General features: G+C 39.1%; 21 protein-coding genes. 10 read left to right on the plus strand and 11 right to left on the minus strand.

Translation table 11 applies throughout. The features are described 5' to 3' along the window. Positions 1 to 7 precede the first annotated feature (7 nt). From OO007_RS13440 to OO007_RS13455, 4 genes are all read right to left on the minus strand, one after another. Positions 8 to 334, minus strand: a complete 327-nt coding sequence (locus OO007_RS13440) for a NifB/NifX family molybdenum-iron cluster-binding protein (protein WP_131907215.1) — start codon at positions 332 to 334, stop codon at positions 8 to 10. 273 nt (positions 335 to 607) lie between these two features. Beyond that, positions 608 to 1,228 carry a YitT family protein gene (locus tag OO007_RS13445; protein ID WP_325809193.1) on the minus strand — a complete coding sequence of 207 codons (621 nt, stop codon included), beginning with the start codon at positions 1,226 to 1,228 and terminating at the stop codon, positions 608 to 610. 932 nt (positions 1,229 to 2,160) lie between these two features. Continuing rightward, on the minus strand, positions 2,161 to 3,696 hold the full coding sequence (locus OO007_RS13450; RefSeq protein WP_325809194.1) for an ATP-binding protein: 1,536 nt from the start codon (positions 3,694 to 3,696) through the stop codon (positions 2,161 to 2,163). 290 nt (positions 3,697 to 3,986) lie between these two features. After that, positions 3,987 to 5,387: a hypothetical protein gene (locus OO007_RS13455; RefSeq protein ID WP_325809195.1), complete on the minus strand. Its 1,401-nt coding sequence runs from the start codon at positions 5,385 to 5,387 to the stop codon at positions 3,987 to 3,989. 367 nt (positions 5,388 to 5,754) lie between these two features. Here OO007_RS13455 and OO007_RS13460 point away from each other — a divergent pair, with 367 nt between their 5' ends. Continuing rightward, a complete protein-coding gene (locus OO007_RS13460; RefSeq protein ID WP_325809196.1) occupies positions 5,755 to 6,681 on the plus strand; it encodes a radical SAM protein in 927 nt (308 codons plus the stop codon). Between the two features lie 68 nt (positions 6,682 to 6,749). Here the strand turns inward: OO007_RS13460 and OO007_RS13465 are convergent, their stop codons facing one another. The 4 genes from OO007_RS13465 to OO007_RS13480 form a co-directional block, all read right to left on the minus strand. Beyond that, positions 6,750 to 7,385: a TIGR04282 family arsenosugar biosynthesis glycosyltransferase gene (locus OO007_RS13465; protein ID WP_325809197.1), complete on the minus strand. Its 636-nt coding sequence runs from the start codon at positions 7,383 to 7,385 to the stop codon at positions 6,750 to 6,752. Beyond that, the gene (locus tag OO007_RS13470; RefSeq protein WP_325809198.1) at positions 7,382 to 7,996 is read right to left on the minus strand and encodes a glycosyltransferase; all 615 of its coding nucleotides are present in this window, start codon (positions 7,994 to 7,996) and stop codon (positions 7,382 to 7,384) included. The genes OO007_RS13465 and OO007_RS13470 overlap by 4 nt, the downstream gene beginning before the upstream one ends. Then, entirely contained in the window at positions 7,989 to 8,837 is an 849-nt protein-coding gene (locus OO007_RS13475; protein WP_325809199.1) for an MTAP family purine nucleoside phosphorylase, read from the minus strand. Before OO007_RS13475 ends, OO007_RS13470 begins: the two co-directional genes overlap by 8 nt. Positions 8,838 to 9,045: 208 nt before the next feature. Next, complete coding sequence (locus OO007_RS13480) at positions 9,046 to 9,687, minus strand: hypothetical protein (protein WP_325809200.1); 642 nt, start codon at positions 9,685 to 9,687, stop codon at positions 9,046 to 9,048. Positions 9,688 to 10,047: 360 nt separating this feature from the next. Here OO007_RS13480 and OO007_RS13485 point away from each other — a divergent pair, with 360 nt between their 5' ends. Then, entirely contained in the window at positions 10,048 to 11,325 is a 1,278-nt protein-coding gene (locus OO007_RS13485; protein ID WP_325809201.1) for a PDDEXK-like family protein, read from the plus strand. 77 nt (positions 11,326 to 11,402) lie between these two features. Here the strand turns inward: OO007_RS13485 and OO007_RS13490 are convergent, their stop codons facing one another. The 3 genes from OO007_RS13490 to OO007_RS13500 all read right to left on the minus strand — a co-directional run bounded on the left by OO007_RS13490 (position 11,403) and on the right by OO007_RS13500 (position 16,558). Continuing rightward, the gene (locus OO007_RS13490; RefSeq protein WP_325809202.1) at positions 11,403 to 11,822 is read right to left on the minus strand and encodes a hypothetical protein; all 420 of its coding nucleotides are present in this window, start codon (positions 11,820 to 11,822) and stop codon (positions 11,403 to 11,405) included. A gap of 62 nt (positions 11,823 to 11,884) precedes the next feature. After that, positions 11,885 to 14,032 carry an acyltransferase family protein gene (locus OO007_RS13495; RefSeq protein ID WP_325809203.1) on the minus strand — a complete coding sequence of 716 codons (2,148 nt, stop codon included), beginning with the start codon at positions 14,030 to 14,032 and terminating at the stop codon, positions 11,885 to 11,887. A gap of 315 nt (positions 14,033 to 14,347) precedes the next feature. Further along, a complete protein-coding gene (locus OO007_RS13500; RefSeq protein ID WP_325809204.1) occupies positions 14,348 to 16,558 on the minus strand; it encodes a HEAT repeat domain-containing protein in 2,211 nt (736 codons plus the stop codon). A 335-nt stretch (positions 16,559 to 16,893) separates the two neighbouring features. On the opposite strand from OO007_RS13500, the gene OO007_RS13505 reads away from it, so the two are divergent. From OO007_RS13505 to OO007_RS13540, 8 genes are all read left to right on the plus strand, one after another. Continuing rightward, positions 16,894 to 17,802 (plus strand): LysR substrate-binding domain-containing protein, encoded by a 909-nt coding sequence (locus OO007_RS13505; protein WP_131907224.1) that lies wholly within the window; start codon positions 16,894 to 16,896, stop codon positions 17,800 to 17,802. Positions 17,803 to 18,206: 404 nt separating this feature from the next. Further along, entirely contained in the window at positions 18,207 to 18,998 is a 792-nt protein-coding gene (locus OO007_RS13510) for a class II aldolase/adducin family protein (protein WP_131907225.1), read from the plus strand. A 65-nt stretch (positions 18,999 to 19,063) separates the two neighbouring features. Continuing rightward, positions 19,064 to 20,617 (plus strand): ABC transporter substrate-binding protein, encoded by a 1,554-nt coding sequence (locus OO007_RS13515; protein WP_325809205.1) that lies wholly within the window; start codon positions 19,064 to 19,066, stop codon positions 20,615 to 20,617. A gap of 69 nt (positions 20,618 to 20,686) precedes the next feature. Continuing rightward, complete coding sequence (locus OO007_RS13520) at positions 20,687 to 21,670, plus strand: ABC transporter permease (RefSeq protein ID WP_131907227.1); 984 nt, start codon at positions 20,687 to 20,689, stop codon at positions 21,668 to 21,670. Continuing rightward, positions 21,667 to 22,506 carry an ABC transporter permease gene (locus OO007_RS13525; protein ID WP_131907228.1) on the plus strand — a complete coding sequence of 280 codons (840 nt, stop codon included), beginning with the start codon at positions 21,667 to 21,669 and terminating at the stop codon, positions 22,504 to 22,506. Before OO007_RS13520 ends, OO007_RS13525 begins: the two co-directional genes overlap by 4 nt. 1 nt (position 22,507) lies before the next feature. Further along, entirely contained in the window at positions 22,508 to 24,160 is a 1,653-nt protein-coding gene (locus OO007_RS13530; protein ID WP_131907229.1) for an ABC transporter ATP-binding protein, read from the plus strand. Beyond that, positions 24,160 to 25,098 carry a 2-hydroxyacid dehydrogenase gene (locus OO007_RS13535; protein WP_325809206.1) on the plus strand — a complete coding sequence of 313 codons (939 nt, stop codon included), beginning with the start codon at positions 24,160 to 24,162 and terminating at the stop codon, positions 25,096 to 25,098. The genes OO007_RS13530 and OO007_RS13535 overlap by 1 nt, the downstream gene beginning before the upstream one ends. Before the next feature lie 13 nt (positions 25,099 to 25,111). Then, positions 25,112 to 26,368, plus strand: a complete 1,257-nt coding sequence (locus OO007_RS13540) for a M20 family metallo-hydrolase (protein WP_325809207.1) — start codon at positions 25,112 to 25,114, stop codon at positions 26,366 to 26,368. Positions 26,369 to 26,372 lie beyond the last annotated feature (4 nt).

The following is a 26,372-nucleotide window of genomic DNA, read 5'->3' on the forward strand; positions in this document are numbered from 1 at the left end:
TAATAATTTATACATGAGTTGAAATCAGTTCTTCAACAACAGCATTAACAGCAATCAGCGGATCTGTTTCGCTGGTTTTTACCAAACGAATATTACGCTCTGCCATCTTACGTTCAAATCCACTTCCACACCCTGCTGTAATCAATACATCAAGTTCATCAATAGGATGGCTTGCCGATCCGGTCTCATGCAGTGACATTTCTTTGGGTAAATCAATTCGCTCCAGCTCTTTAAGTTGCTTATCGTCATCTAACTGATACACAAAAAAACGTCGGGCTTTTCCTGCGTGTCCAGTAATGGTGCGAAAGTTCTGTGAAGTAACGCCGATTTTCATTTTAAACTCCAAAATTTAAGGGTTAAGAAAGCCTGATACGATTAGAAAGGACTTGTCTCATCAAGATGTAAAGTATCTTGAAGTAATATGATATGAATAGGCCTTGAATATATCCTTGAGAATTCTCAACTGAGTAAAAATAACCAACTTTATTAGTTGGAAAAGCATTGAAGAAAATACTTTTTACCAATTAGTCACCCCCCTACTTATAGGGCATTTTTTTGTTCATTTAGTTTGAAAAGATAGATATAAAAAAGCCCTAGCTTTCCAGGTTCAACCAATGTGATAACGCCCAGGTTTATGCCCAAAAGCGACCACAATGTTCATGGAAACTGCACCAACAATGGACAGTAACAATAAATCGAAAGGCACGATGAAAAACCCTAAAGCCACGATACAAACATCGACCGACATCTGAAACTTGCCGGCACTGATGCCAAAACGGTCCTGCATGTATTTAGACAGAACCCCTAGACCGCCAAGACTGGAAACGTGCCTAAACATAATTAAAATTCCCATACCAATCAGCAAGCCACCGGCAACAGCCGCAAAGTAACGGTTAATGGATTCTAATGAAAAAACGTAATGCAGATTATCGGTACAAAACGAAACGATGGTGACCGAGGTAAAAGTATTAAACGTGAAGCGCTTACCCATGCGCGTCCATGCGAGATAGTAAAACGGTAAGTTCACAACAAAGAAAAGCTGGCCAAATGATAACGGCATAATCTGTTGCAACATCAGAGCAATGCCAGCTGTTCCGCCAGTAAGGAAGCCGCAGTACTTGAAAAAGTAAATCCCCATGGAGACAAACAAAGATGCCATCGTCAATGCTAACAGGTCTTCCCTGATAGAATGATAGGACTTCGGCTGGATCTCATTTTGCTTTGACATGTTTTACCTATTTGCCATGATTACAAAAAAGCCGCCATTCTAATGATCGGCCATATAAAGTAAACATGCACAACACATGCCAAAGTTATCTATTAGAAAGCTAAGTTGATAAAGCCCCCCCCACCCAAAGTACTGTTTGCAATGGCAAAAAATTTGATATAAAAACCTCATCATAACTTGGAGAGGCAATATCCGTTTTGAAAAGACCTTTACTCCCGAAAAGTGCCAACTACTGGCAGACTCAGGCTGTATTGCTATTAGTGATGGATTAGAAGTCGCATCCGACAGATTATTAAAACTAATGAAAAAAGGCGTAAGCATCGAAAAAAGTCGCACGCGTCACACGTGGTTTTGCCGATGCGGGAATTCTCGTTCACCCCTATCTAATGTACGGCTTCCTCACATAAAAAGCAGAAGAGACGGTAGACTCAATAGAAGTCGTCAAACACTTGATGTTTCATGGCTGTTTCCAATCGGCATACTGGCATCGATTCCCAGCAACTATTCACAGCCCTGTAGGCTTGCAACCTGATGAATATAAAAAAACATTACCCCCCAATAAAAACATCACCTTTGCCAATAACGATCTCACCTTTAGTGATCCTAAGAATGTAGACCATAATTTATCATGGGAAAGGTCTAAAAAAGGCTCTATATAACTAAATGCACGGATTAGGCTACGAACAGCCCATGCAATTTTGGTTTGATAAGAAAACTAATCAAGAGGTTGATGGCACTAGGGTTAAACCGAGCTTTATTGCGCAGGCACCGTCTTAGGGATATAGTAAATATTGCGCCTTTATGATACACCCTCCTCTACTTTTTGACTAATTATCTCAAATATAAAAAACCTCACTTAAAAATGAGGCTTTAACTAGTTGCGTATCTAATTCAAATACCTTAAAGAGTACTTATCCCTTTTGTCTTATTATTTATATAGTAAATTTCTCTTGAACAGCACCGAAAGCCTTATTTAATAACCTCATCCTTTCAGTTAACGTAATCTCCCCACTATCTTTAATTTTTTTCTCAAAATATGACAAAGCAAACGTTCTATAGAAAGGCTCAGAAAAACAGTATTTATCTGAATCTTTATAATGTCGAATAACGGCACCATGTTTATTTTTAACTAGTTTTTTTAAGGTTTTATTTAAAACCTTTTTCGTACATGAAGCATTAATATCTATTAGGGTTGATAATATTTCATTCGTTGAAGCACCTTTTTCATCGCACTCTGATAATGCTTCAATTATATCCTCAGAATGCTTCTCTTTAAATGCTTGTTCAAAAGCGCATTTTATTGTGTCTGACTCATCCTCCAAATACTCTAAAAATGCATATTGTAAATTTTCGTTTTCAACATATAAGCCACTAGTCGTATTAATCGCATTAAACTGAAATGCATCCTCTTTTAAACAATTGTCCATTTTTTTTCTATTTTTATTTTGGAACTGTTTTTTACTTTTAATAATAGGGGGCTTAAGATCTTCTTCATCTCTTTCACTATAATCATATGGATCACTAGACCCGCTTTCTTCCATATGCATAGCAGTATATTTGCTTTCTTTTATGTACTCGGAAGAATCATCAATCTCTATGTAGTCATCTGGGTCATTCGAATTACCCACTTCAGTACTCGTCTGTTTTATATCCATATCTTCACAGATTAATAGGCAAAGCTTATGACAAATAGCTGGTAAGCCGCTACATTGGTTATATATATCCCAAATTATCTGTTTATCATCAATACCTATATTTAAAAGGCTAAAACCTTTATGTATTATTTTTATAATTTCGTCTTCCGTCATCAATGGAACATGAATTTCAGAAACTCTTCTACGCATTTCACGATCAAATTGAACTACTTCTCTTGCTGTTTTTACAGCTCCTATATATATAATCTTAATATCTTTATAAGTATCTGACATATCCATGAATACTTTCATTAGCTGTGCTAATTTTTCTTTATCTTTCTTTTTTAATTTATGAAAGTCCTCTAATACCCAGCAGCTTCCAGATTCTCCCATAAACCTAGCTAAGTTTTGAGCTGTTAATTGAGGTGGCAATACTCTGGACTTATTTCTTGTCGTAGATGTTTCAATTTCAGTTGAAATTTGGGCTTTTATTGAAATGTATTCTGATGAAAGTGAAGTTGAAATATTTTCCCGGTCTAAGGTCTCTATATTAGTAATATAATAGGGAGCAAGCTGGTCAAATGCATCTAAGATAATTCCTTCGTAAGTCATTCCTTTCATGCAGTTTGTTCTAATATGATTTTCATATACTTGATGCAATTTATTTTCTAAAAGCGTGGTTTTTCCGCAACCAGAATGACCATAAACAACTAGTTGATTTCCAGGAGTTGATAAACCTCTGACAATCCTTTTATTAATTTCTTCTCTTTCAACGAAAGTCAGCCTTGCAGGTGTTGTTGGAGTAAATATATCTGATACTTGATGTATATCCATTGCTCTTAGTCTGACCTTGAGTTTTTATTAAAATAAAATTGTATAGCGTACAACTAAATTTATGAAGTTCATAGAAATTAAAAAGTTTACATAAATACAGAGGACAGTATCCAGCAAATAACTGAATTTAGAGTAACAATAAACCACTGATTTCTCTTTGGAAAGTCACTCCCCCTACTTATAAGCACTTTTCAGTTGAATAAAAGCGAATCCAAAAATCAACAGATTCAAAAAAGCCCGATTATTATCGGGCTTTAATTGATCAAATTACGGTTATCCTAATTATTCTTTTAAGGCTCACTAATGTTGACCTTAGTTACTGTGCTGTCTATTTTTTCTTTTAGCCCCAATGCAAAAGAGACAAAACCCACGATCGTAATGGTGATACAAATAATCAATAGTTTTGAATATTTATGTTCATAGCCAAATAGATCAAACATCCAGGTGGTGTAATTTGAGCTTTCTGTAATGTAGGTAATACCACCAAACACGGTTACCGCAAAAGTCACTACCACGGGCCATAAAGCAACGTCGCGATTACCCCAGATACAAAACACAATTATCGGTAATAAGAACATGGATAAGGTGCCGCTTACAGCTACTGCTGCGTAAAGGTCTTTACTATCCCAGAGTAAGAATAATCCACCTACAATCAAAAAGGCGACCATCACAATACGTCCCGACATCATGGTTTCGGGGAGTAATTTCATGTCTTTAACGACAAGTTTTGAGGCGCTAGAAAAAGTAGAATCAAGCGTCGACAAGGCAGAGATAATTAACGCAACGCTAAATAAAGCCATAATAGGTTGGCCGAATAAGCGCGTAAGTGCGTCCATCATGCCTTCGCTTTCCAGGTTATTTAAACCGGCAAACACTCCTAAAAGTGCAAACATTAAAATGCACACTATCGAAATCCATGCGGCATGCAGGAATGATTTTTTTGTGGTTTCCTGATCGGCTAAAAAGCCGCGATCCATCATCACAGGATCATGTAATGGGTAGCTCCAAACCTGCAAACCTGCGACGACTAACAACACCCAACCAGGCGATTTGATATCAGGTGATGAATTAAATACGGCACCCAAGTCAAAAGCAGGATTAAATAACATCGCGATAAATAAGATAGCGACAAGTGCGATAACCAATACCGACTGTAATACATCCGTGCGTAAAGAGGCGCGTAAGCCCCCCATAGATGAGTAGCCAACCGTAATCACACCGATTGCCAGCATCGCAGAGAAATATTCGAGGCTGCCTTTTAAGCCAAAGATTTCGCCTACGACAATTAAGTTGGCAAACACTTCGCTGAGTAATCGCAAGATCACCACAAAGTTATACATGCCTGCGCCTGTTGCGCCGAATTTAGCGCTTAAGAATCCTTGTACATTGTCATAGCCGTGTTTAAAACGCAGGTGATTAATAATAGCGCCACCGGTGACAAAGCTAAAATAATACGCGGCATACGCTAATGCGCCTGCGATACCATAATAAAAACCGAGAATGGCTGCCGTCATCAATGAACGGGCGAAAATCCAGGTGGTGACTTGGGAGAGGACTAAGGTCCAGAGTGATGGCGCGATGCCTGTTTCTGAGTAGCCTCGGTAGAAGCCTTCAATCGTGCGAATACGTGGAGAAATAACGATGCTTGCCATCAAGACAAGGGCAGTTATGCCAATTAAGTAAGGTGTCATTTAAAGGTTAATCCCCATGTCAAAAATTGTTGTGGTTGTTATACGTATGAATGTACTGCTTGGATGATGCTAAATAGAAGTTCTATTAAAAAAACTCGAAAGATTACAAAGCTTTGTATTTCTTGTGATTCATATAGTTCACACGTTAATACTTTTTACTGAAGTAGAAGTACTCCTGAATGAACCACAAGTGTGCTCAATACTTCATAATAGAGAGCAGTTAAAATAGCTGCGAGCGAATTTCTTTGTATTTTTTTGAATTAACTTCTCAAAAAAACATCTAAAATAAATGTTTCTCCGTAAGAGTACTCTATGTTATTTACGTTGAGGCCTACCGGGTTTAAGACCGAGTTTAAGAATAGTAAAAATGAATAAATTTGAAAATTATCTCACCACAGCAAACAATGAATCACGCGCTTATGTCGATTTAAACAAACTAGATACACTTTGGTTAAACACCGGTACGCTTTGTAATATTACCTGTGAAAATTGTTATATCGAATCATCACCCAAAAACGATGCCTTGGTTTATATGACCTATCAAGAAGTAAAAACGTATCTGGATGAAATTCGTGACGAAGAAATGGCAACAACGGAGATAGGAATCACCGGTGGCGAGCCATTTATGAATCCCGACATTATCCCAATCATCGAAGAATGCCTAAGCCGTGGGTTTAAGTTAGTTGTTTTAACCAACGCAATGCGCCCGATGATGCGACATAAAGAGGCTTTAATTAAGATCAATGAGCAATACAAAGACCAGCTTCTCTTACGAGTATCAATAGATCACTTTAAGCGAAAAATGCATGACGAAGAACGCGGCTTTGGTACATGGGAAATCGCCTTAAACGGACTAAAATGGCTTTCTGATAATGGCTTCAACATCAATATCGCCGGCAGAACACGCTGGGGAGAAGAGATAGAAGACTTACGACTCGGCTATGCAGGGCTTTTTGAAACTCAGAATATCAAGATTAATGCTGCTGATCCTGTGGAGTTAGTACTATTCCCTGAAATGGACGAAGCAGCATCTGTTCCAGAAATCACCACAGAGTGCTGGGATATTTTAAACGTAAAACCCGATGAGATTATGTGTTCAAATTCACGCATGGTGGTTAAACGAAAAGGCGCAGAGAAACCAGCCGTTATCGCCTGTACCTTATTACCCTATTCTGAAGAGTTTGAATTTGATTCGACCTTAAAAGAAAGCTCAAAACGCGTGTACTTAAACCATCAATACTGTTCTAAATTTTGTGTATTGGGTGGTGGTTCTTGTAGCGCTACCGCTGACTAAAGACGCTGAATTCGTCTAAATATTACTTCTACGAGCCTAGAAAAAATCAGATTCTAGGCTCGTTTTAATCACAGCTCCCCTATCCACTCTTTAAGTTTTACCTGATTCTCATTTAAACTCTGTGGCATTTCAGAAAGCATAATCTTGAGATCAGATTCAGTATCCACATCGGTCAGTGCATCTAGCTCGTAAGGTTTTGAATCTAATTGAGCCACTAAAATTTCTTTGGTTTTAACATCGCTCCAGGGTGTTGTTGCCCAAACCTGATCGGGAATACTTCTCTTCCCCGCTAATAAATAGTAACCACCATCAGTTGCAGGTCCAATCGCATAATCGTGAGATTTTAATGCATCCATCGCCTGTTCTATTTTTTCAATAGATAACTGTGGCGCATCTGCACCGATTAACATAACAGCATCATGCGTTTTTAACAGTTCGTGGTAAACGTGACTTTGACGATCGCCTAAATCCCCTTCTCCGGTATGTAATCTATTAAAGTCACTCCACAGCGGATTATCCAGAGACTCTTTTTCAGCCACTGCCCAATAAGGGTTAGTCTCTGTTTGCTTAAGCATACTAACAATACTATTAAGACTTAATTCATAAAAATGTAATGACTTCTCTTTTCCTAAAGATGCCGCTAAACGCGTTTTTAAAGGAGAGACATTCGGGGTTTTAACAAAGATTGCGATAGCTATTTTCATAATTTTTTAAGCAAAAGTTTAAACATGATATACCAGTGGGTAATAGAGGTTTTCACCCAACCTTGTGAATTGTATTTACGCGCACTACTGATCAAAAAAGAAGGTATCTCGACCAATTGAATCGCCTGTTTTTTGGCTAAACGAACGAAGAGTAAATCTTCCCCATAAGGCATGTCTTCTGGGTAAGCACCTATCAATTCAAATTGCTGTTTAGACAGGCACAACGCCTGGTCTCCATATGGTAAGTCAAATAAAGAGGAGCGTAGATTAGCCCCTTTAGCATTTATTGCACTCAACCCACCTTCGGCAAATTGCAGTTTGAAATAATGTAAGGCATCAGGAAATTGATTCAAAGACTCAATCAGGCTTTGAATATTCTCTTTAGTAATTTGGCTATCCGCATGGACAAACCACAGTATTTTTCTAGTGGCTTTTTTCGCCCCGGCATTGAGGCTTTTCGCACGTGAACCTTCGGATGACACGATAATTTCGGCACCCGTATTTTCCAATTTTTCTAATAAAGCATTTAACGCTGTTTCCTGATTCCAGCTCGGAATGATAATGCTGAAATTTTCGAGGCATTGTTCATCTTGCTGATTAGGTTTAGCCACGTAAAACGTTTAACCAATGCATTTGCTCTTCATTAATGGCCTCATCAGGCGTCAAAATTGAAGCAGCTAAACTATTGCGAATACTGTCAGGCGTTTCCGTAAGGGGAGATTTAAGGAGTTCAGCGAGTAAATCCTGAGCTTTATTCAACGCGCCACCATACACTTCAAAAAACTTCTCAACACTCACATGTTGCGAAGGATCTTCCATCCAACAGTCATAATCTGTAACTAGACAGACCGTCGAATAAGCCATTTGAGCTTCACGCGCTAAAAACACTTCAGGCACATTCGTCATACCGACCAAATCGCATTTCGCTTGATCGCGTAAGAAGAAACTTTCACTCTGTGTACCAAGCCTTGGCCCTTCGACACAGCCATAACTTTTACCCGTATGAATATCGAGTTTTAGTCGTTTAGCCGCAGATTCAATATCACTGCTTAATGCAGGACAGACAGGATGAGCGGTCGAAACATGACCCGCGATGCCATTACCAAAAAACGTATAATCCCGTTTACCACGGGTATGATCAAAATATTGCGATGGCATAGCAAGATCACCCGGTTTAATTTCTTCGCGCAAACTACCCGCAGCAGAAACACCAAATACCTTGGTTGCACCTAATTTTTTTAATGCAAAAATATTGGCACGATAATTAACCTCATGCGGTAAAAACTGATGTCCTTTACCATGGCGGGATAAAAATAGAATCTTTTGATCAGAGAATTCGCCTTCAAGAATTGGCGCAGACGGCGCACCAAAGGGCGTTTTAACCTCATGTTCATTGATTATATTTAGCCCTTTTAAATCGTATAAACCCGATCCTCCGATAACACCTAGCATAAACCCTGTCCCTTAATTTTTGTATGACTGCACTATTATATGATGAAACCATGTTTTAAATTTGAATGTAAATTCAAAAAAAACATTTTTTCCTTTCAGTCATTTCAATACGGATATAAGTGGTTTTTGGATGAGATTATTGGGTGCTATTGGGCACCCCCCGACTTTGGGGCACTTTTTTATTTAGATTTGAGTCATTCTAATAACACTATCTCGGATATCTAATCCCATCAAAACAATTGTTAGCGTATTTTTTAGCCCAGTATTTTCGTTTCTTTTCTAGGTGATTATACTCGCTCGCTCTATATCCTCTTTTCATACGATCTTCAGCTCTTTCCTTCATTTCTTCAATGTAAGCACACTTTCGATCATTCATTTGTTTATCAAGTTTTTTTTGTTTTCTTGCCTGAGCTTGTTGCTGTAATCTAATTTTTTGAGCGTATTCCGCCTGCAAGTTATTGTTTGTATTATTGTAAACGGGTTGAGGCACATAATTATTCGTTTGCTTATAGCTACGGTGTTTTAAAGACTCAGATATATGGGTGACATTATTTTCACCATGCCATTTTATGGAAGCTTTCTTATGAGAATTGCCTCTTTTAACGTCATTATGACTAGTTGGTTCAAGAATCCGCATTGGCGAAATTGCTGACGAATCGGTATTCATTGGCGTGAGTGTGTCCGATTTGTGATAGACCACTTTAGATGGGTACGATGTTCCCTGTAAACGTTGGCTCTCAGTAAAATTCCCATTTTCTACATCGGGTAGATACCACGTAAAGAAATACAAAATACCCGCCAAACCCATTGATGGAAAGACTACCATTAAAAGTTTTTCAAAAGGATTCATTTTTATACCGACTCTTATTACTTTTTGCTTATTTTTATTAATTGATGCTCATGAGTATATGAGATTTGTATTTTACTTTTTATACCGTTAGTCGAATGAGCGGTAAGTTAGTGAATTGTGGATGTGTATCAGTGTGTTACTTCTAGGCAGTATTTAGGCCTCTTCCTACCTCTGGGGCACTTTTAAAATCTAGAGATTTTTTCAAACTCTAGATTTTAAAAGTTTGACACTAGTTGGGCTTTCTAAAGTCAAACTAAAATAAAATACATAATAATCGATTGAATTTTTTTAAATTGTCTGTTTAAAAAGCTTAGAGTATATTCTTGCTTCGTAATAAGGCTCACTTATATAACTAAAATTATGACAACAAATTGTACTCCGTTTTTCAATAAAGTTTCGAAATTACTCGATAGTGCTTCTGAAGTTAGGAGGCGACACGATAAAGTCGAAACGGAAACTGGTTATAAATTCAACATCTTTTCAATAACTAAGATAGAACGGAATGAAGTAAACACTCATTCTGCGATGATTGCTGAATTATTAAACCCAGAGGGTGCACACGGACAGGGTTATAAATTCCTTGAGATATTCGTTAAAAATCTGCCTTTTTATGACAAAATCAATGTAAACCTTGATTTTTCTAGTTCATCAATTTCCACAGAAGAAGTATTCAACTCTGGCAAAGAGAGGCTGGATATCATAATAAAATTCCCAAATTATTGGATTCTAATTGAAAATAAAATTGATGCTCCCGATGGTAAGGAACAATTAAAAAGATATACTAAAATAGCTAAAAAAAATGGGAAAGAGTTCTGCTTAATATATCTTACCAAAGAAGGATTAGATGCCAGTAATCAAAGTTCAGCTTACCCCGAAAAGTATGACGCTAAAGAGAAAATACGGTTCAGTAAAAGTGTAAACTATGAAAGGCTTTCGTACTGTGAAAATATTACCTCATGGTTGGAGTTATGTATAAAGGAAGTTGCATTAATTCCTATTGTTAGAGAAGCAATTTTACAGTATCTAAACCTTATAAAAAAAATTACCGGAAACGACATGACAGAGATTCGCAAAACAGTGCTAGTAGAATTATTACTAAAGGACGAAAATCTAAAAACTGCAGTTGAATTATCTAAAAGTATTAATGATGCAAAAGGAAAATTTTTATTTGATTTTTTTGACTCACTAAAAACTAACTTAGAAAAAGCCGGATATACCCTTGAGAAAGACAAAAACATATTAAAACAACACCATATTTATAATGATAATGAATGTAAAAAGTGGTTTCATCAGACAGGAAAAAAAGTTAAAGGTATAGGATTATTTCTTATCACCAAAAATCCAAATATTATTTTTCGTATCGTTTCAGCAACAAACAATTTTCATTATGGTTTTCAATTACTTGATGAAAGTCATCAGAATATTGAAGGTAAGAAAAAATATATCAACGAAATACCTTATGTAGGTAGAGTATGGGACGAACTTCAATGGTATTCATATAACTATGGAAATATTCGTGATGACATGGATAATTTATTAAATCTTAAAGAAGGCAGCTCACTTTGGAATCATATTATAGAAGAAATAAGGAAAATTGACGCTAAATCAAAACCTTATAGAGTAGACCTTCATGAATAATATTTGAAAGGTATTTAAAGATATAGCGTCTGCAAACTTAATTTATTAAAAATAATTCTCATTCTTTCTAGAATTCATTATTCCCTGTTATTCTTATCTGATAGCATTTGTTGAAACTGAATAGCAGAATCTTTTCTATTTTGTAAAGTATTAAACCCCACGACTACTGGATAATTTATTTCTAATTCATCCAGATATTTCAAAAAAATCTTATCTTCATAATCTTTTAGATCAAAAGGACATTTTTCTATTATTTCTATAGGTTTAGCTGTTCCTAATGGTTCGCCTATATCCCAATGATACTCCTTACGTAACAATGGATAATCCCCTATTTTATATCGACAGATTAAAAAAGCATTTTCATCTTCAATCCATACACCTACATAAGCATTTCTTGCCCATATTTTATAACTATATAAATTTTTTAAACTATCAATTTTTAAGTAGTCTTGACTATTTTTCATCTTTTGTGAAAAAATTTGAAAATTCTCTTTCATAAACTAGCATCACATAATCTATATTAACAATTAAGCTTAAAGTAATAATAAAACCAATCAAATTAATTCTTAATAACAGAAATAACCTCACTCTCAGTATCTACTTTTTCATCCTTTGGATAACCCAACACTACAACACCTTCACGCTTGATTTCACTTTCCACTTCATCAGAAATCTGATTCTTTATATCTCTGGTCACTAAATCTTCAACATCAGATTTATATCCAGCATTTCTATTACTAACAACTTCCTCATTGACCGTTTCTTCACTAGCAATCGAGTCATAAAACCCATATTTCTTACCCAACAAAGCCGTGCCTTCATGAGACAGGTGCCCTTCGTCTCTAAAAAAGTAGGTTGAATCGATATGCGTATTACATTCCTGGCTTTCGCACATATAATCGTCGAGGCGAACGACTTGGTATTTGTCTTCAATCGTATCTAAAAACTCATACACAGTTTGTCTAATGTCTAGCATTTTATCTTTGTTAAAGTTACAAGCGTCGAGTGCCTTTCCTTTCCAGTCTGCGCGCGTTAAACAGCGCCCCAGATTTATACCATTGGCGGGTGGTGGTGAGAATACGATGGGTTTTATCCCTATATTGACGAGTGTTTCTAAGGTGTTTTCAAACTCCTTAGTAATCAACGCTCTGTTTGCGGGTGCGCGTTCACCATTTGCGAGTAATACTTCTGAGCCTTCTGCTAGGTATTGACTAAATGGCGATGAGAGCACTGCGTATTTCACGCTGTCATTTTTGGCTAACCATTGTTGGACTTGCTGATTGAAGTCGAGACATTCTTTGGCCCAACCAACCGGATAGTGCGGTTCTATAATTGGTGCGATATTGGTGAACGGCCCACAGACGTATTTCGTCATCTGAATAATTTTTGCATCGGGTTTTGATGCCATTATGCCTTTGACTAAATGCATGGCGTAAGAGTCACCCCAGATCATTATTTCTGGTTTGTCGCTGGTATTGCATTCATTAGACAGGGTAAATGTCTCAGTACATTTCAGGTCTAATCCTGCGTTTATTCTCCATCTTTTATCGATGGAATCCATGGTTAGATTACTTTGAATAGCGCGTTGCTCGAAGCCATTGGTCATCACCCCTGATGCGCCAATTGCAATGAATGCGACGGATGCGGCAGCTGAGAGTCCAAAGACTTGTTTTCTATCGAAGACGCCTTTGGTTCTAAACGGCTTTTCGATAAATCGCCAGCTAAGGTAGGCTAATGGAATAGACAGTGTCACTAATGCAAACAATGCCAATGTGCTGGGTTTATCAAAGCTACCGTGACGGGCAAAGGCGAGTAGCGGTTGATGCCATAAGTATATGCTGTAACTGATCAGCCCTACCCCGACAAACAAATTAGTACTAAGGAATCTGCCGACTAAGGTAGTGGATGTGGCAAACAGTATAACGAGGCTTGCACCTACAGTTGGCACTAAGGTATACACACTTGGGAAGGGCGTAGTTTCATCAAACACAAAGACTGCATAGGCGATCATCAATAAGCCGATGGCACCAAATGTTTCTCTAACCCATTTTTGCGGTTGAAATGCGGTATTCGCTTTTAGTAAATAGAGCGCAATCAGTGCGCCAATTGCTAACTCCCATAAGCGTGTAGGCAGCATAAAGAAGTTGGCAGTGGGCTTGTTATAAGCGCCCCACTGTGAGGCTGCTAAACTGATTAATGCGAGCAGCAAAACGGTACTGAGAATCCAGCGTTTGCGTATCTTCCACATGATCATTAAGAACAACGGGAAGAATATATAATATTGCTCTTCGACCGCTAAACTCCATGTGTGTAACATCGGTTTTAGTTCGCTACTGGCTTCCCAATAACCGGTTTCTGTCCAGAATAATATATTGGAAGAAAACGTGGAAACAGCGATTAAACTTTTCGCAAAATCCTTCATATCGGACGGCAATAACCACATCCAGGCAAATGGCAAAGACACCAGCATCACAAAGAATAATGCAGGTAAAATACGGCGCGCACGCCGCTCGTAAAAGTTTGCGAGTGAGAATGAGTCTTGTTGAATTTCAGACAGGATGATCGTGGTAATTAAAAAACCACTGATGACAAAAAAGACATCAACGCCGACATAGCCACCGCTTAGAATACCAATACCTGCATGAAAAAATATCACGGGCAAAACGGCGATAGCTCTTAAACCATCAATTTCGGAACGGTATTTCATTAAAAAAACTCATTGGAATTAATGCCTTATCAGAGAATTGCAGATGCTTTTCTGCGTTATTTTTATGCTTTATTTTCAAAGGGTTATTTAAATGCTAGTGATGAATAATGGATAGACGTTTGATTATAAGTAGCTACTTATGAATATTCGCTGAATCTAATAATTTGTAATGGTTTGCCTGGTAAGTGAAAGTTATAAGCCACCTCCCCACTTACAGGCACTTTTTTCTTCGAGATAAAATGAATATTGAAATAACAGGTACAAAAAAGCCCGAACAAAATCGGGCTTTAAAACCTTATAGAATATCCTTGCTGCTTAGAGCGTTTTATTAGAGATACACCGCGCTTGTTTGCGCGTATATGCACGCCCAGCAGTAAATGAAAGCTGCTTTAATGTTTCTGCAACTCTTGGGTCTTCTTTAATCTGACATAATGCTTTGACTTGTCGGCTTTGATCCCAGGGAGATTTTGTTTTGTGTATTGCCTTGATAAGTTCAGGAATGGCGATAGGTTTTCCTATATGAGTCAATGCCTCAAACGCTATGGTATGCATCGGTTTCTGGTTTTCATCACTCATTATATTGATTAGTTTATCGACAGACGCTTCTACTTTTAACGCGCCTAATGCGTAAATCGTATTTAACCTGATTGATTTATGCTCGCTATTCAATGTGGTAAACAGTGCATTGACTACTTCTGGTTGATTAATATGAGATAGGATTTCAACGAATTCTGTTCGATATTCGGGTTTTTCCTGCTCGTTTTGTAAGGTCTGAATATATTGTTTTATTAAGGTTGCATCTGCCCTTTCTACTAAAAACTCTCTGCTGTTACTTCTTATTGATCTACTTGAGTCATTTAATGCTTGTAGCAAGGCTGGTAGCACTTCTGGGCTTTGAGATTTTCCGATTGCTTGAATCGCTTGTAGGCGGACATATTCACTTTTATCGTTTAACGCTGGTATTAATGTGCCGACTAAATCTTCTCCGTTAAGGTGTATTAATGCTTTGATGGCATCTCTGCGGACATCTTTCTCTTTGTCTGTTTTTAATGCTTTGGTTAAAGCAGGTATGGCTTGTTTATCGTTATACTGTTGAAGCGACCTCGCAGCTTTTATTCTGATATATTTATCTTCAGCACTTAAATAACGTATCAATGTTTCGGTCGTTTTAGGTGATTTCAAAGATTCCGTTGAGCCTAATACTTCCAAAATACCGATGGTGAGTTCTTTATTTTTATTTTGTTCTAATATTGTCAAAAGCTGATCTACAGATTCGATTGCATCTAGCTTACCTAAGGCGATAACGGCTTCGGTCTTTAAGGATGCATTTCTATCCTGATTTATGGTTTCCATTAAGTCGGCGGCATCCGAATTACCGAACCTTAAAATTTTATCTAAAAACGATACTTTGGGTTTTTCACTGGTAAAGACAATATCATTTAACACAGAGACTGCTTTTTTATCGCCCAGTAAGCCTAAACATTTCGCGGCATAGCGGTGTATTAAAGGTGACTCTTTTTCATTCTGCAGAATGCTTAATACGTCATTTGTGGCTCTGTGATTTTTTGTATTGCCTAACGATGTAAAGGCAGTCATTCGCGCTAAATTGTCTTGGTCTTCGTTTTTAACTATTTGCAATAGACCATCGAATGCCTCTTTTTCGCCTTCTAACTTTCTTAGAAGTTGAATGGCTTTGACTGCAGCGTCATCGTAAAACACGTTTTTGTTTAATCCTTCAACGAGAAATGGGGCAATTCTTTTATCGTCTATTTTTCCTAATGAATTGATTGCGTATTGATCCGCATGTTTTTTCAAATACTCAATGAGTGGGAGCACCGCTCGGCTATCTTTAAACTTACCTAAAAGCTGTGCCGCATCTGATTTCACATAATCACTTGAGTCAGTAAGCGCGCCAATTAAAGGCATAACACCATCTTTATGATGTATTTTACCGATAGCTTTTATCGCTGCTAATCTGACATCTTCGTCCTTATTTTTTAACGCAGCTATAACTGCTGGTAACGCATCTTCATGCTGTATTTCTCCCAGCGTTTTAATGATAGATCGTTGAAATTCAGCAGGACTTTTATCTAATAAAGTAACCAGTTCGGGAATATACTTTGGCCCCCCTAATAAACCGATAGTACTTACCAGGTTAATGTTTCCTGTCTGTTGTGTCGTTGGCTGGGTGCTTGGTTGAGAGCTTAGCTTAGACACAAGATTGTCGACGAATGACTCATCAAAAATATCCCCTCTTTTTGATAACGTATCGAAAATACCAGCTGCAGCGAAGTTTACATCTTCATTTTCATGCGACAGTAATTCAGCCAAGCGACTTATTACTTCGTCCGTTATCAAGTAGTCATCTTTCTCTTCAAATTCAGAAGATAAATTGTAAATTGCTTCTAACAATGCATCTGGGTCTGTTTGATCAAGCGTTATGATGTTTTCAGCCACGGCTGTATTTGCTAATAAAATGAATAGGGTAACTTTTAATAGCCCCATTTTTAATAATTTATAAGTCATTCGTTTCCTTATTAAGTATCGCATTACATTTATGTATTAAACGTTAGGCTTTTGTGGGTTTTAACTCACAACCTATTTTTATGGGATTCATCATCAAATTCTGAGAATTAGATGATCTCTCTATAAGAGTCACCTATATCGACATTAAAACATTTTTATATTACTGAAAGTGTTTTTCTTTAATTGTTTTTAGTTATAGGACACCCCCCTACTTACAGGGACTTTTTTATAGGGTATCTTCCAACCTCTCGTTATTAATCACCACGCCAAGGTTTGCTAATCCCGAATCTTTCAATATACAATTATTTTTTTGAAGTCTGTTCTTCTGGAGTCTCATGCAACGTTATCCTTCCACTACTGCCTTAAGAGCATTTGAAGCTATTGCTCGTTTGGGCAGTGTGTCTGCTGCTGCTGTTGAGTTGAATTTGACGCGAAGTGCAGTAAGTCATCAGTTAAATATGCTGGAAGACTTACTCGGTTTTGCCTTAACTAAGCGAGAAGGTCGTGGTCTTGTGCTTACATTAAAAGGGGAACGCTACGCACTGGAAACCAAAAGAGCACTATCTATTCTGTTAGATGCAGCCAGAGGAAACGATGGCGAGGAAATGATTGGTAAGCTGACGGTGAGTTGTGCCCCGGGGCTTGCAAACTATTGGTTATGCCATCAACTGGCAGACTTTATTAAAAAATTCCCCAAATTATCGTTAAAGATAGTATCACCAAGTTTCCCCGGCGACATTTCAAATGACGATGTCGATTTATTTATTGCGTACGGCAATGGCAACTGGCCTGAAAAATATGTAAAGCAATTGATAACGATTCGATTATTCCCGGTTTGTAGCCCGCAATATTTTCATCAAAAAGGGGGCTTGGGAAAACCCGCTGATCTGGTAAAAATGCGGCTGTTTCATCTTATGGATCACACAGATTGGCGAGTTTGGCTGGCTGCGAATGGCGTAGCTAATACGCAATTAGAGTCTGGTATTGTTTTCTCTGATGCCAACTTTGTTCAGTCTGCTGTTATTGCTGGTCAGGGTTTAGCGATTGGAGACAATATGGTGAGTGGTGATGCACTTGCAAAGGGCCTTTTAATCCGACCGTTTGAAAAAAGCATAGTATCCCCCAGAGCTTATTATTTGGCAGCGTCTCCAGAAAAAGCAGAAAGAAAAGAAGTGCAAGCATTTATTGAATGGTTAGAAAGCCTTATTTCAGATGCTCAATCCCGTTACGAACGCAAAAAATAAGTGTTTTTTCTTTCGCTCTTTTTTTGTGCATCAAATTTCCCTGATGCACCGAATTGTTTAGTTAACACACAAAACAAATTTCTTTCCCTCTACACACCTACCGTTTAGTTAATATTGAAGCCCTAAACAAGAATATAAAACAATCAGATCAGCTCATTAGAATTTCCTTATAAATATTCGAAAGCACTTTTATTGTGCACTTTCAGTGTTTCTGTTGAATATTATTAATCATATTTATGGATAGAAAGACCTATTGTCAAATTATATTGAACAATGATGTCGATTATATTCGATTGTTATTGTTTTTAATTTAATCGACACTCTTCTCACGGTTTTTAAATAGTAGTTATTAACTCGTTTAAATTCCATTTTTTGAACATTAAGATCCAAAAGAAGGCATTACCATGAACCATCAAACAGACGGTGATTTTGTTACAGATGTATACCCAACTCTCTCTGAAGAAGAGCGAGTAAGAGTAGATTTAGCCGCTGCTTATCACTTAATTGAACATTTTCAAATGAGTGACAGTATCTATACTCATATTTCCGCTAGCGTTCCTGGAGACAATGAGTATTTTTTAATTAACCCTTACGGAACTCGCTTTGGTGAAGTGAAAGCCAGCCAGCTCGTAATGATTGATGTTGACGGAAAAATCATTGATGACCCATGCAATATGGGCGCAAATCCAGCCGGTTTTACCATTCACTCTGCAATTCATCAGGCACGTACTGATCTGAAGTGTGCTTTACATACGCATACCGTAGCTGGTGTTTCAGTATCCTCCCTACAAACAGGTATTTTGCCCATCAACCAATGGGCGTTGCAATTTTATCATGGTGTTTCACGCCATAAATACGAAGGGATTGCCTTAAACCTGGAAGAGCGAGAACGCTTAGTTAAAGACCTTGGCCCGAGCAACAAAATTCTAATTTTAGACAACCACGGACTCATGACTATGGGTAAAAACGTGGGTGAAGCCTTTACTCTAATGTTCAATTTAGAACGTGTTTGCAAGGTTCAAATGTCAGTACTGGCGAGCGGCCAACCGGTTAACCCCATTGATTCATCGGTATGTGATTTGACCTATGAACAATATCTTCAATTTGCTGAATTAAGTCAACGTGATGGCTTTCATGTGGAATGGCTCGCTTATTTGCGACTGTTAGAAAAAGTATCACCTTCATACAAGGAATAATGCGCATTAAATATCAAAGTTAGAAAAGTAGTACTTCAAACCGAATTTTTAAACAGGAGATAGATATGAAAAGAATTATTATGGGTGTGTTATTGGCTTTCCTGCCATTCGCATCAAATGTTTATGCAGAAGACCCTACTGATGGCGGAACTATCAATGTTGCCGTACAACCAGAACCACCAAGTTTGATGATTGGCATGTATTCAAATGCGACTACGCAACAGGTTGGCGGCAATATCTTTGAAGGCCTGATGCGATATGACAAAGACCTTAAGCCTCATCCTGCACTGGCTACTTCATGGGAAAACTCTGAAGATGGCAAAACCTGGACCTTTAAACTGAAAGAAGGTGTTGTTTGGCATGATGGCAAACCATTCACGTCTGCTGATGTTGTCTTTTCGATCGACAAGATGTTGCGTGAAGTTAATGCTCGTTTAAGAACTTCACTAGCATTTGTTGAGAGCATATCGGCAACCGATGATTACACGGTTGTTTTTAAACTCAAAGAACCGTTTGGCCCGTTTATTCGTTTATTCGAAGTTGGCACCACGCCAATGATGCCAAAGCATATTTATGAAGGGACTGATTTTAAGCTTAACCCTGCAAACCATCATCCGATTGGTACAGGTCCGTTTGTATTCAAAGAATGGAAAAAAGGCTCCTTCATTCACTTAGCTAAAAATGAGAAATACCATGTTAAAGGTTTACCTCATCTCGATAATATTTATTGGCATGTGATTCCCGATGCAGCATCTCGTTCAGTAGCTTTTGAGACCGGAAAAATTGATGTACTTCCTGGTGGATCAGTTGAAAACTTTGATGTACCTCGCTTAACAGAGCTTGATAACGCATGTGTTACTACTGATGGTTGGGAATTTTTCTCTCCTCACGCATGGTTGTGGTTAAACAATCGTCAAGGCCCAACTGCTGACAAGCGTTTCCGCCAGGCGATTATGTACGCAATGGATAGAGAGTTTGCTAAATCGGCGCTCTGGAACAATTACGGAAAAATAGCAAAAGGTCCTGTTGGCTCGAAAACGGCTTTCTTTGATAGCTCTTTACCTGACTATGAACACAACCCTGAAAAAGCGAAAGCCTTATTAAAAGAGATGGGCTATGACGGAACTCCAGTACGTTTGATGGCGATGCCTTATGGCGAAACTTGGCAGCGTTGGACAGAAGTAATCAAACAGAACCTTGAAGAAGTCGGTATTAAAACGAAGCTTGTCTCTACTGACGTAGCGGGTTGGAATCAGAAAATCTCAGATTGGGATTATGACATTACTTTCACTTACTTATACCAGTATGGCGATCCAGCTTTAGGTGTATCACGCACATATCTTTCTACCAATATAGCGAAAGGATCTCCGTGGAATAACGCAGAGGGCTATAAAAATGAGCAGGTAGACAAGTGGTTTAATGAAGCTGCAACGGCTTTCCCAGACACGAAACGTGCTGATTTATATAACAAAATACAAAAACAAATAGTCGAAGACGTTCCTGTCGCCTGGTTAATGGAACTGGAATTTCCAACTATCTATAACTGTAAAGTACAAAACCTGATTGATTCCGCCATCGGCATTAATGATGCCTTCGGAACAGCCTGGATTAAAAAGTAGTCTAATTGGAGCAGGCCACCCGGCTTGCTCCTATCAATAGAACAGTCAGTCAAAAGAGCAGTCAGTACTATGAGCGTTCAAACCTTACTATATATCGGTGGTCGATTGGTCAAAGGGGCCGTTGTCCTTCTGGTTATTGCAGTATTTAATTTCTTTCTAATTAGAGCTGCGCCGGGCGATCCAGCTAAAGTTTTAGCCGGTGAAGCAGGCGCGACAGATGAGATTTTTCTGCAGCAGTTACGAGATCAATTCGGTCTTGATGAACCCCTTTATTATCAATTATGGGTATATGTTAGCAATCTAATGCAGTTCGATATGGGCATGAGCTATCGCCAGCAAATGCCAGTATTTGATCTTATTATGGAACGCATGCCAGCTACGTTATTACTTACTGGAACGGCATTCCTGTTATCTATATTACTAGGCGTTGCAGCAGGAGTTATTGCGGCGGCTTATCATCGAAAAATATGGGACTCAGTGATTACTGTTGCTGCATTAATTTTTTATGCCACTCCCCTATTTTGGCTGGCAATGATGGCATCTTTATTCTTTTCTGTTTATCTGGAATGGCTACCAAGTTTTGGTATGCAGTCAGTTGGTGAGGATTTGACTGGGTGGCAAAAAATAACAGATATAGCAATGCACCTCATTTTACCCGCAACCACACTAGGACTGTTCTTTACGGCTGTTTATGCCCGTATGACAAGAACGTCCATGATTGAAACAAGCCGTTTAGATTTTGTAAAAACAGCAAAAGCGAAAGGCATGAAACCTTCGCGAGTTACGACGCATCATGTTTTGCGTAATGCTTTGTTACCGGTAGTTACTTTAGCTGGGTTGCAAGCAGGACAATTAATAGGTGGTGCTGTCCTGACTGAGACCGTATTTGCCTGGCCAGGTATTGGCAGATTGATGTTCGAAGCCCTATTCCAACGCGACTATAACTTACTATTAGGCGTGTTCTTTATTTCATCTGCATTAGTCGTTTTATTCAATTTAATCACTGATGTTATTTACCTTATCGTTGATCCACGAATCGAGTTGTCAAAATGAATATTTTCAAGTCGTTAAAAAGAAACAAAGTAGCCATGGTTGGTTTTGGCATACTTTTTTTACTCGTTATTATCGCTATTTTTGGACCTTATCTCTATGACGGAAGTCCCTGGAAAATGGTGCAAAGACCATTTTTACCCCCTTTTCAGGACAGTAAATTCCCACTTGGTACAGATACCTTGGGAAGAGATGTCTTAGCTGGATTAATACATGGCGCAAGAATTTCGTTATTGGTGGGCCTCATATCTACCGCAATCGCGTTATTAATTGGCATTCCTTTAGGTGCTTACGCCGGTTATTACGGTGGCTGGGTTGATGAAGTATTAATGCGTTTCACTGAAATATTTCAAACCGTACCTAGTTTCGCATTAGCAGTAGTATTAGTCGCAATTTTTGAACCAACGGTATATTCAATAACAGGCGCAATTGCCATCGTAAGTTGGCCCCCTGTTGCTCGATTAGTACGAGGCGAATTCTTGTCGCTTCGCAGTCAGGAATATGTTCTGGCGGCAAAACTGAATGGTCAAACTAACCGCAATATTATTCTTAAAGAAATCTTACCCAATAGCCTTTCACCAATAATCGTGCTTGCCTCTCTAATGGTAGCGAGTGCAATTTTACTGGAGTCTTCTTTATCCTTTTTAGGCTTAGGTGACCCAGAAATAATGTCATGGGGATACATGATTGGAGCGGCAAAAACTGTGCTGCGTCAGGCGTGGTGGTTGAGTTTCATTCCTGGTGTTGCGATAGCAGTCACCGTGCTTTCTCTTAATCTACTTGGCGAAGGCTTAAATGAAGCCCTCAACCCAAAACTATCAGGTAATCGGGAGAACTAGCATGAAACCTTTACTAAAAGTTGAGAACTTGAGTATCCGTTTACCTAAAGGTGGTGATCGCGAATTCGCCATTAGAAATGTAAATTACAACCTAATGCCGGGCGAACTACTCTGTGTTGTTGGTGAGTCCGGTTCGGGCAAGTCGATGACAGCAAACGCCATTATGGGCTTATTACCCAAAGTCATTGAAGTTGATCAAGGTGCTGTGATTTTTGATGACTGTGATCTTATCTCTTTAGAGGAAAATAGAGCACGAGATTTACGTGGTAATCGAATCAGCATGATATTTCAGGAACCGATGACCGCACTGAACCCTTTGATGAGAGTAGAAGATCAGATTTCGGAAGTCTTTCTAATACATACGGATATGCCCGCCAGTGAACGTCAGAAGCGCACACTCGCTTTGTTAGAAGATGTCGGTCTTCCTGATCCGAAGAAAATGCTTCGCGCCTATCCACACCAACTTTCAGGCGGTCAACGCCAACGGGTGATGATAGCGATGGCACTGGCCCTTGAGCCTTCTATTTTAATCGCGGACGAACCAACAACCGCGTTAGATGTAACAACACAGGCTCAAATTCTTAAGCTGGTCAAAGAATTACAGAAAAAGCACAACACTGCCGTAATGTTTATCACACATGACTTTGGCGTTGTTGCAGAAATTGCAGACAGAGTTGTTGTGATGGAAAAAGGTGAAATGGTTGAGTTAGGAAAAAGCGATGATGTGCTTAATAACCCTCAACATGATTACACCAAAAAGCTGATTGCTGCTGTTCCGCCATTAGCTGCCCCGTTACGTGAAGTAAAAGAACATCTAGAGCCTCCTATTTTAAGCGTCAAAAACCTCTGTAAAACCTACAGCACAGGTGGTAGCTGGTTCAGTAAAGCACGCATCGTTAAAGCTGCTGATGATGTTAGTTTTGAACTTCATCGTGGAGAAACACTAGGTTTAGTTGGAGAATCTGGATCAGGGAAATCTACTGTAAGCCGCTGTGTTGTTCGTTTACTGGAATCAGATAGTGGCCAGATAATATTGGGAGGCAGCGAAATCCAATCTCTCGGAGCGAAAGAACTCTCCCCTTTTCGCAAGCGTATTCAAATGGTTTTCCAAGACCCTTATGCGTCACTCAACCCGAGAAAGACCATAGGTAAAATCATTGCTGATGGACCCATTGCTCAAGGTATGTCGCCTAAAGCAGCGCTGGAAAAAGCCGCTGAATTATTAGAGTTAGTTGAGTTACCTAAAGCCGCAATCGATCGATACCCACATGAATTTTCTGGCGGTCAAAGACAGCGTATAGGCATCGCACGTGCGTTAGCACATGACCCGGAAATATTGGTAGCTGATGAAGCTATCTCTGCATTAGATGTCTCTGTTCAAGCTCAGATTCTTGATCTGATTGAGACATTAAAGAAACGTCTTAACCTGGCTGTTTTATTTGTTGTTCATGATCTTAGAGTGGCAGCCCAAGTGTGTGACCGAGTTATTGTTATGCAAACAGGAAAAATCGTTGAAATAGGTGAAACAAGCCAAGTGTTTGAAGCACCTGCGCATGAATATACCAAAGGTTTGATTGCATCAATTCCCGGGGCCAACTGGCGATCTGGCAATGTCGAGGCAACGCCAACAGAACTAGCGGAGGCTTTGGCGTAATGTTGTATGGAATTGCACACAGCAGTTTTTTAGATATGTCGCCTTATATGCCACATTTTGAAAACTACGCGGATGAAGTGACTGTAGTCACAGATGATATAGCGCATGATCCATTATTAGTGACATTTGCCTTACTCTGGTTTCCAGATGATGACTTTTTTGAGCGCTATCCGAACGTTCGGGTTGTAGCTTCAATAGCTGCTGGCGTTGACAGTATTTTTGCCTGCCCCAGTATTCATGACGATGTTTTGGTTTGTCGCAATAGAGACCCTGAACAGTCTTCTATTATGAGTACTTTCGCTATCTGGAACGTGATTAACCATCAACGTAACTTTCCTTTATATCGACAGCAGCAGTTAGAAAAATGCTGGAATCGTTTACCCATGAGAGCCCCTAGTGATGTCAGCGTGGGTGTACTAGGTTTAGGCTTTCTGGGTGAAAAAATTGTCAATGATCTTTATACCTTAGGTTTTGATGTGGCGGGCTGGCGTAAAAGCAATACCCCCTTGAACAATCCAGAGATTAAAGTCTTTAGTGGCGATTCAGCATTGTCGGATTTTTTACAACGCACAGAAGTCCTCATCTGCGTTCTACCCCTTACCAGCGATACTCAGGGAATTCTGTCTAAAGCCTTGTTTGATCAATTAAAGACAAACGCCTATTTGATTCATTTAGGTCGCGGCGGACATCTCATAGAACAAGATCTTTTGGATGCCCTTGATGACAACACCTTGCAAGGCGCTTCACTCGATGTCTTTGAAGTAGAACCATTACCCCAACAACACGCGTTTTGGGAACACCCCAATATCCTTATAACACCGCACGATGCAAGTGATGTACGCCCTGAAGCCGCTGTTCTCAATTTGATTGAAGAAGTAAGACGGTACTCAACAGGTGATACACCAAAAAATAAAGTAGAAGCCTCAATTGGCTATTAAGTAGAGATTTATTATGAATGTAGAAAAATGTAATCAAGAACGCTTGTGGAACTCTATTATGGAAATTGGCCAAATTGGTCATGTCGACGTAGAAGGAAGCAAAGTAGGAGGCTGTCATCGACTTGCTCTCACCGATAAAGACAAACAAGCTAGAGATTTGTTTATTGGTTGGGCAAAAGAAATTGGCTGTACGTTGCGCGTGGATGCGGTAGGTAATATATTTTTGCGTCGCGCAGGAACGGACAATGATTTACCACCAGTAATTACCGGTAGCCATCTTGATACCCAACCTACAGGCGGAAAGTTTGATGGCATCTTTGGCTGTTTAGCCGGTTTAGAAACATTACGTTGTTTAGAAGAACAGAACATCCAAACATTACGACCTATTGAAGTTGTCGTCTGGACAAACGAAGAAGGTGCGCGTTTCAAACCTGCGATGTTGGGCTCTGGTGTTTACGCTGGCGTATTCAAACTCAATGATGTACTGACAACAAAAGACGAGTCAGGGATTACTCTGGGTGACGAATTAAGCCGATTAGGTTATCAGGAATTAATCAACAATGAGGATCCCGGTTGTTACCAGTATTACGAAATTCACATTGAGCAAGGCCCTGTATTAGAAGCACTGGAGATTGATCTAGGGATTGTTGCCGGCGTACTAGGAATGCGTTGGTACGATGTTGAGGTCACCGGTCGCTCATGCCATGCTGGTCCAAGCCCCATGAATCTAAGAAATGATGCCCTTGTTGGTGTTGCTGAAATGATTACCGAATTAACCAAGCTAGCCTCTTCATTCAGTAAAGACAGTCGTTGTACTTTTGGTGAACTTAACATTCCTAACTCGTCCACGAATGTCTCTCCGGGCAAGGTCAATTTTTCACTAGACCTTCGTGAAGGACGATTAGAAGAGTTAGACGAGCTTCAAACCAAAGCTTTTGAAATCATGCATCGTATTGCGTTTCATCACGATCTGGAACTCAGTATTAAAGAGACCTGGTCACTACCACCCTGCCCTTTTGATGAAAGCTGTTTAACAAATATCCAGCAAGCGTGTGAAGCCACATACCCAGAAATCAAACCACATACGTTGATTAGTGGAGCAGGACACGATGCCGTTTACATTAGCCGAGTTGCTCCAACCGCAATGATTTTCGTCCCATCAGAGGATGGCTTAAGCCATAACGAGCGCGAATACACGAGCCCAGAGCAATTAGAAAAAGGCTGCAACGTATTACTCAACACCATTATTTTAGCTGCAAACGCAGAATAACTGT

Source organism: Cocleimonas sp. KMM 6892 (assembly GCF_035798195.1).
In the GTDB taxonomy this organism is placed as follows: domain Bacteria; phylum Pseudomonadota; class Gammaproteobacteria; order Thiotrichales; family Thiotrichaceae; genus Cocleimonas; species Cocleimonas flava.

Bases quoted from the DNA above. Each gene is read 5' to 3' on its own strand.
- OO007_RS13440 (WP_131907215.1), bottom strand. From the start codon at position 334: ATGAAAATCGGCGTTACTTCACAGAACTTTCGCACCATTACTGGACAC.
- OO007_RS13445 (WP_325809193.1), bottom strand. From the start codon at position 1,228: ATGTCAAAGCAAAATGAGATCCAGCCGAAGTCCTATCATTCTATCAGG.
- OO007_RS13450 (WP_325809194.1), bottom strand. From the start codon at position 3,696: ATGGATATACATCAAGTATCAGATATATTTACTCCAACAACACCTGCA.
- OO007_RS13455 (WP_325809195.1), bottom strand. From the start codon at position 5,387: ATGACACCTTACTTAATTGGCATAACTGCCCTTGTCTTGATGGCAAGC.
- OO007_RS13460 (WP_325809196.1), top strand. From the start codon at position 5,755: ATGAATAAATTTGAAAATTATCTCACCACAGCAAACAATGAATCACGC.
- OO007_RS13465 (WP_325809197.1), bottom strand. From the start codon at position 7,385: ATGAAAATAGCTATCGCAATCTTTGTTAAAACCCCGAATGTCTCTCCT.
- OO007_RS13475 (WP_325809199.1), bottom strand. From the start codon at position 8,837: ATGCTAGGTGTTATCGGAGGATCGGGTTTATACGATTTAAAAGGGCTA.
- OO007_RS13480 (WP_325809200.1), bottom strand. From the start codon at position 9,687: ATGAATCCTTTTGAAAAACTTTTAATGGTAGTCTTTCCATCAATGGGT.
- OO007_RS13485 (WP_325809201.1), top strand. From the start codon at position 10,048: ATGACAACAAATTGTACTCCGTTTTTCAATAAAGTTTCGAAATTACTC.
- OO007_RS13490 (WP_325809202.1), bottom strand. From the start codon at position 11,822: ATGAAAGAGAATTTTCAAATTTTTTCACAAAAGATGAAAAATAGTCAA.
- OO007_RS13495 (WP_325809203.1), bottom strand. From the start codon at position 14,032: ATGAAATACCGTTCCGAAATTGATGGTTTAAGAGCTATCGCCGTTTTG.
- OO007_RS13500 (WP_325809204.1), bottom strand. From the start codon at position 16,558: ATGACTTATAAATTATTAAAAATGGGGCTATTAAAAGTTACCCTATTC.
- OO007_RS13505 (WP_131907224.1), top strand. From the start codon at position 16,894: ATGCAACGTTATCCTTCCACTACTGCCTTAAGAGCATTTGAAGCTATT.
- OO007_RS13510 (WP_131907225.1), top strand. From the start codon at position 18,207: ATGAACCATCAAACAGACGGTGATTTTGTTACAGATGTATACCCAACT.
- OO007_RS13515 (WP_325809205.1), top strand. From the start codon at position 19,064: ATGAAAAGAATTATTATGGGTGTGTTATTGGCTTTCCTGCCATTCGCA.
- OO007_RS13520 (WP_131907227.1), top strand. From the start codon at position 20,687: ATGAGCGTTCAAACCTTACTATATATCGGTGGTCGATTGGTCAAAGGG.
- OO007_RS13525 (WP_131907228.1), top strand. From the start codon at position 21,667: ATGAATATTTTCAAGTCGTTAAAAAGAAACAAAGTAGCCATGGTTGGT.
- OO007_RS13530 (WP_131907229.1), top strand. From the start codon at position 22,508: ATGAAACCTTTACTAAAAGTTGAGAACTTGAGTATCCGTTTACCTAAA.
- OO007_RS13535 (WP_325809206.1), top strand. From the start codon at position 24,160: ATGTTGTATGGAATTGCACACAGCAGTTTTTTAGATATGTCGCCTTAT.
- OO007_RS13540 (WP_325809207.1), top strand. From the start codon at position 25,112: ATGAATGTAGAAAAATGTAATCAAGAACGCTTGTGGAACTCTATTATG.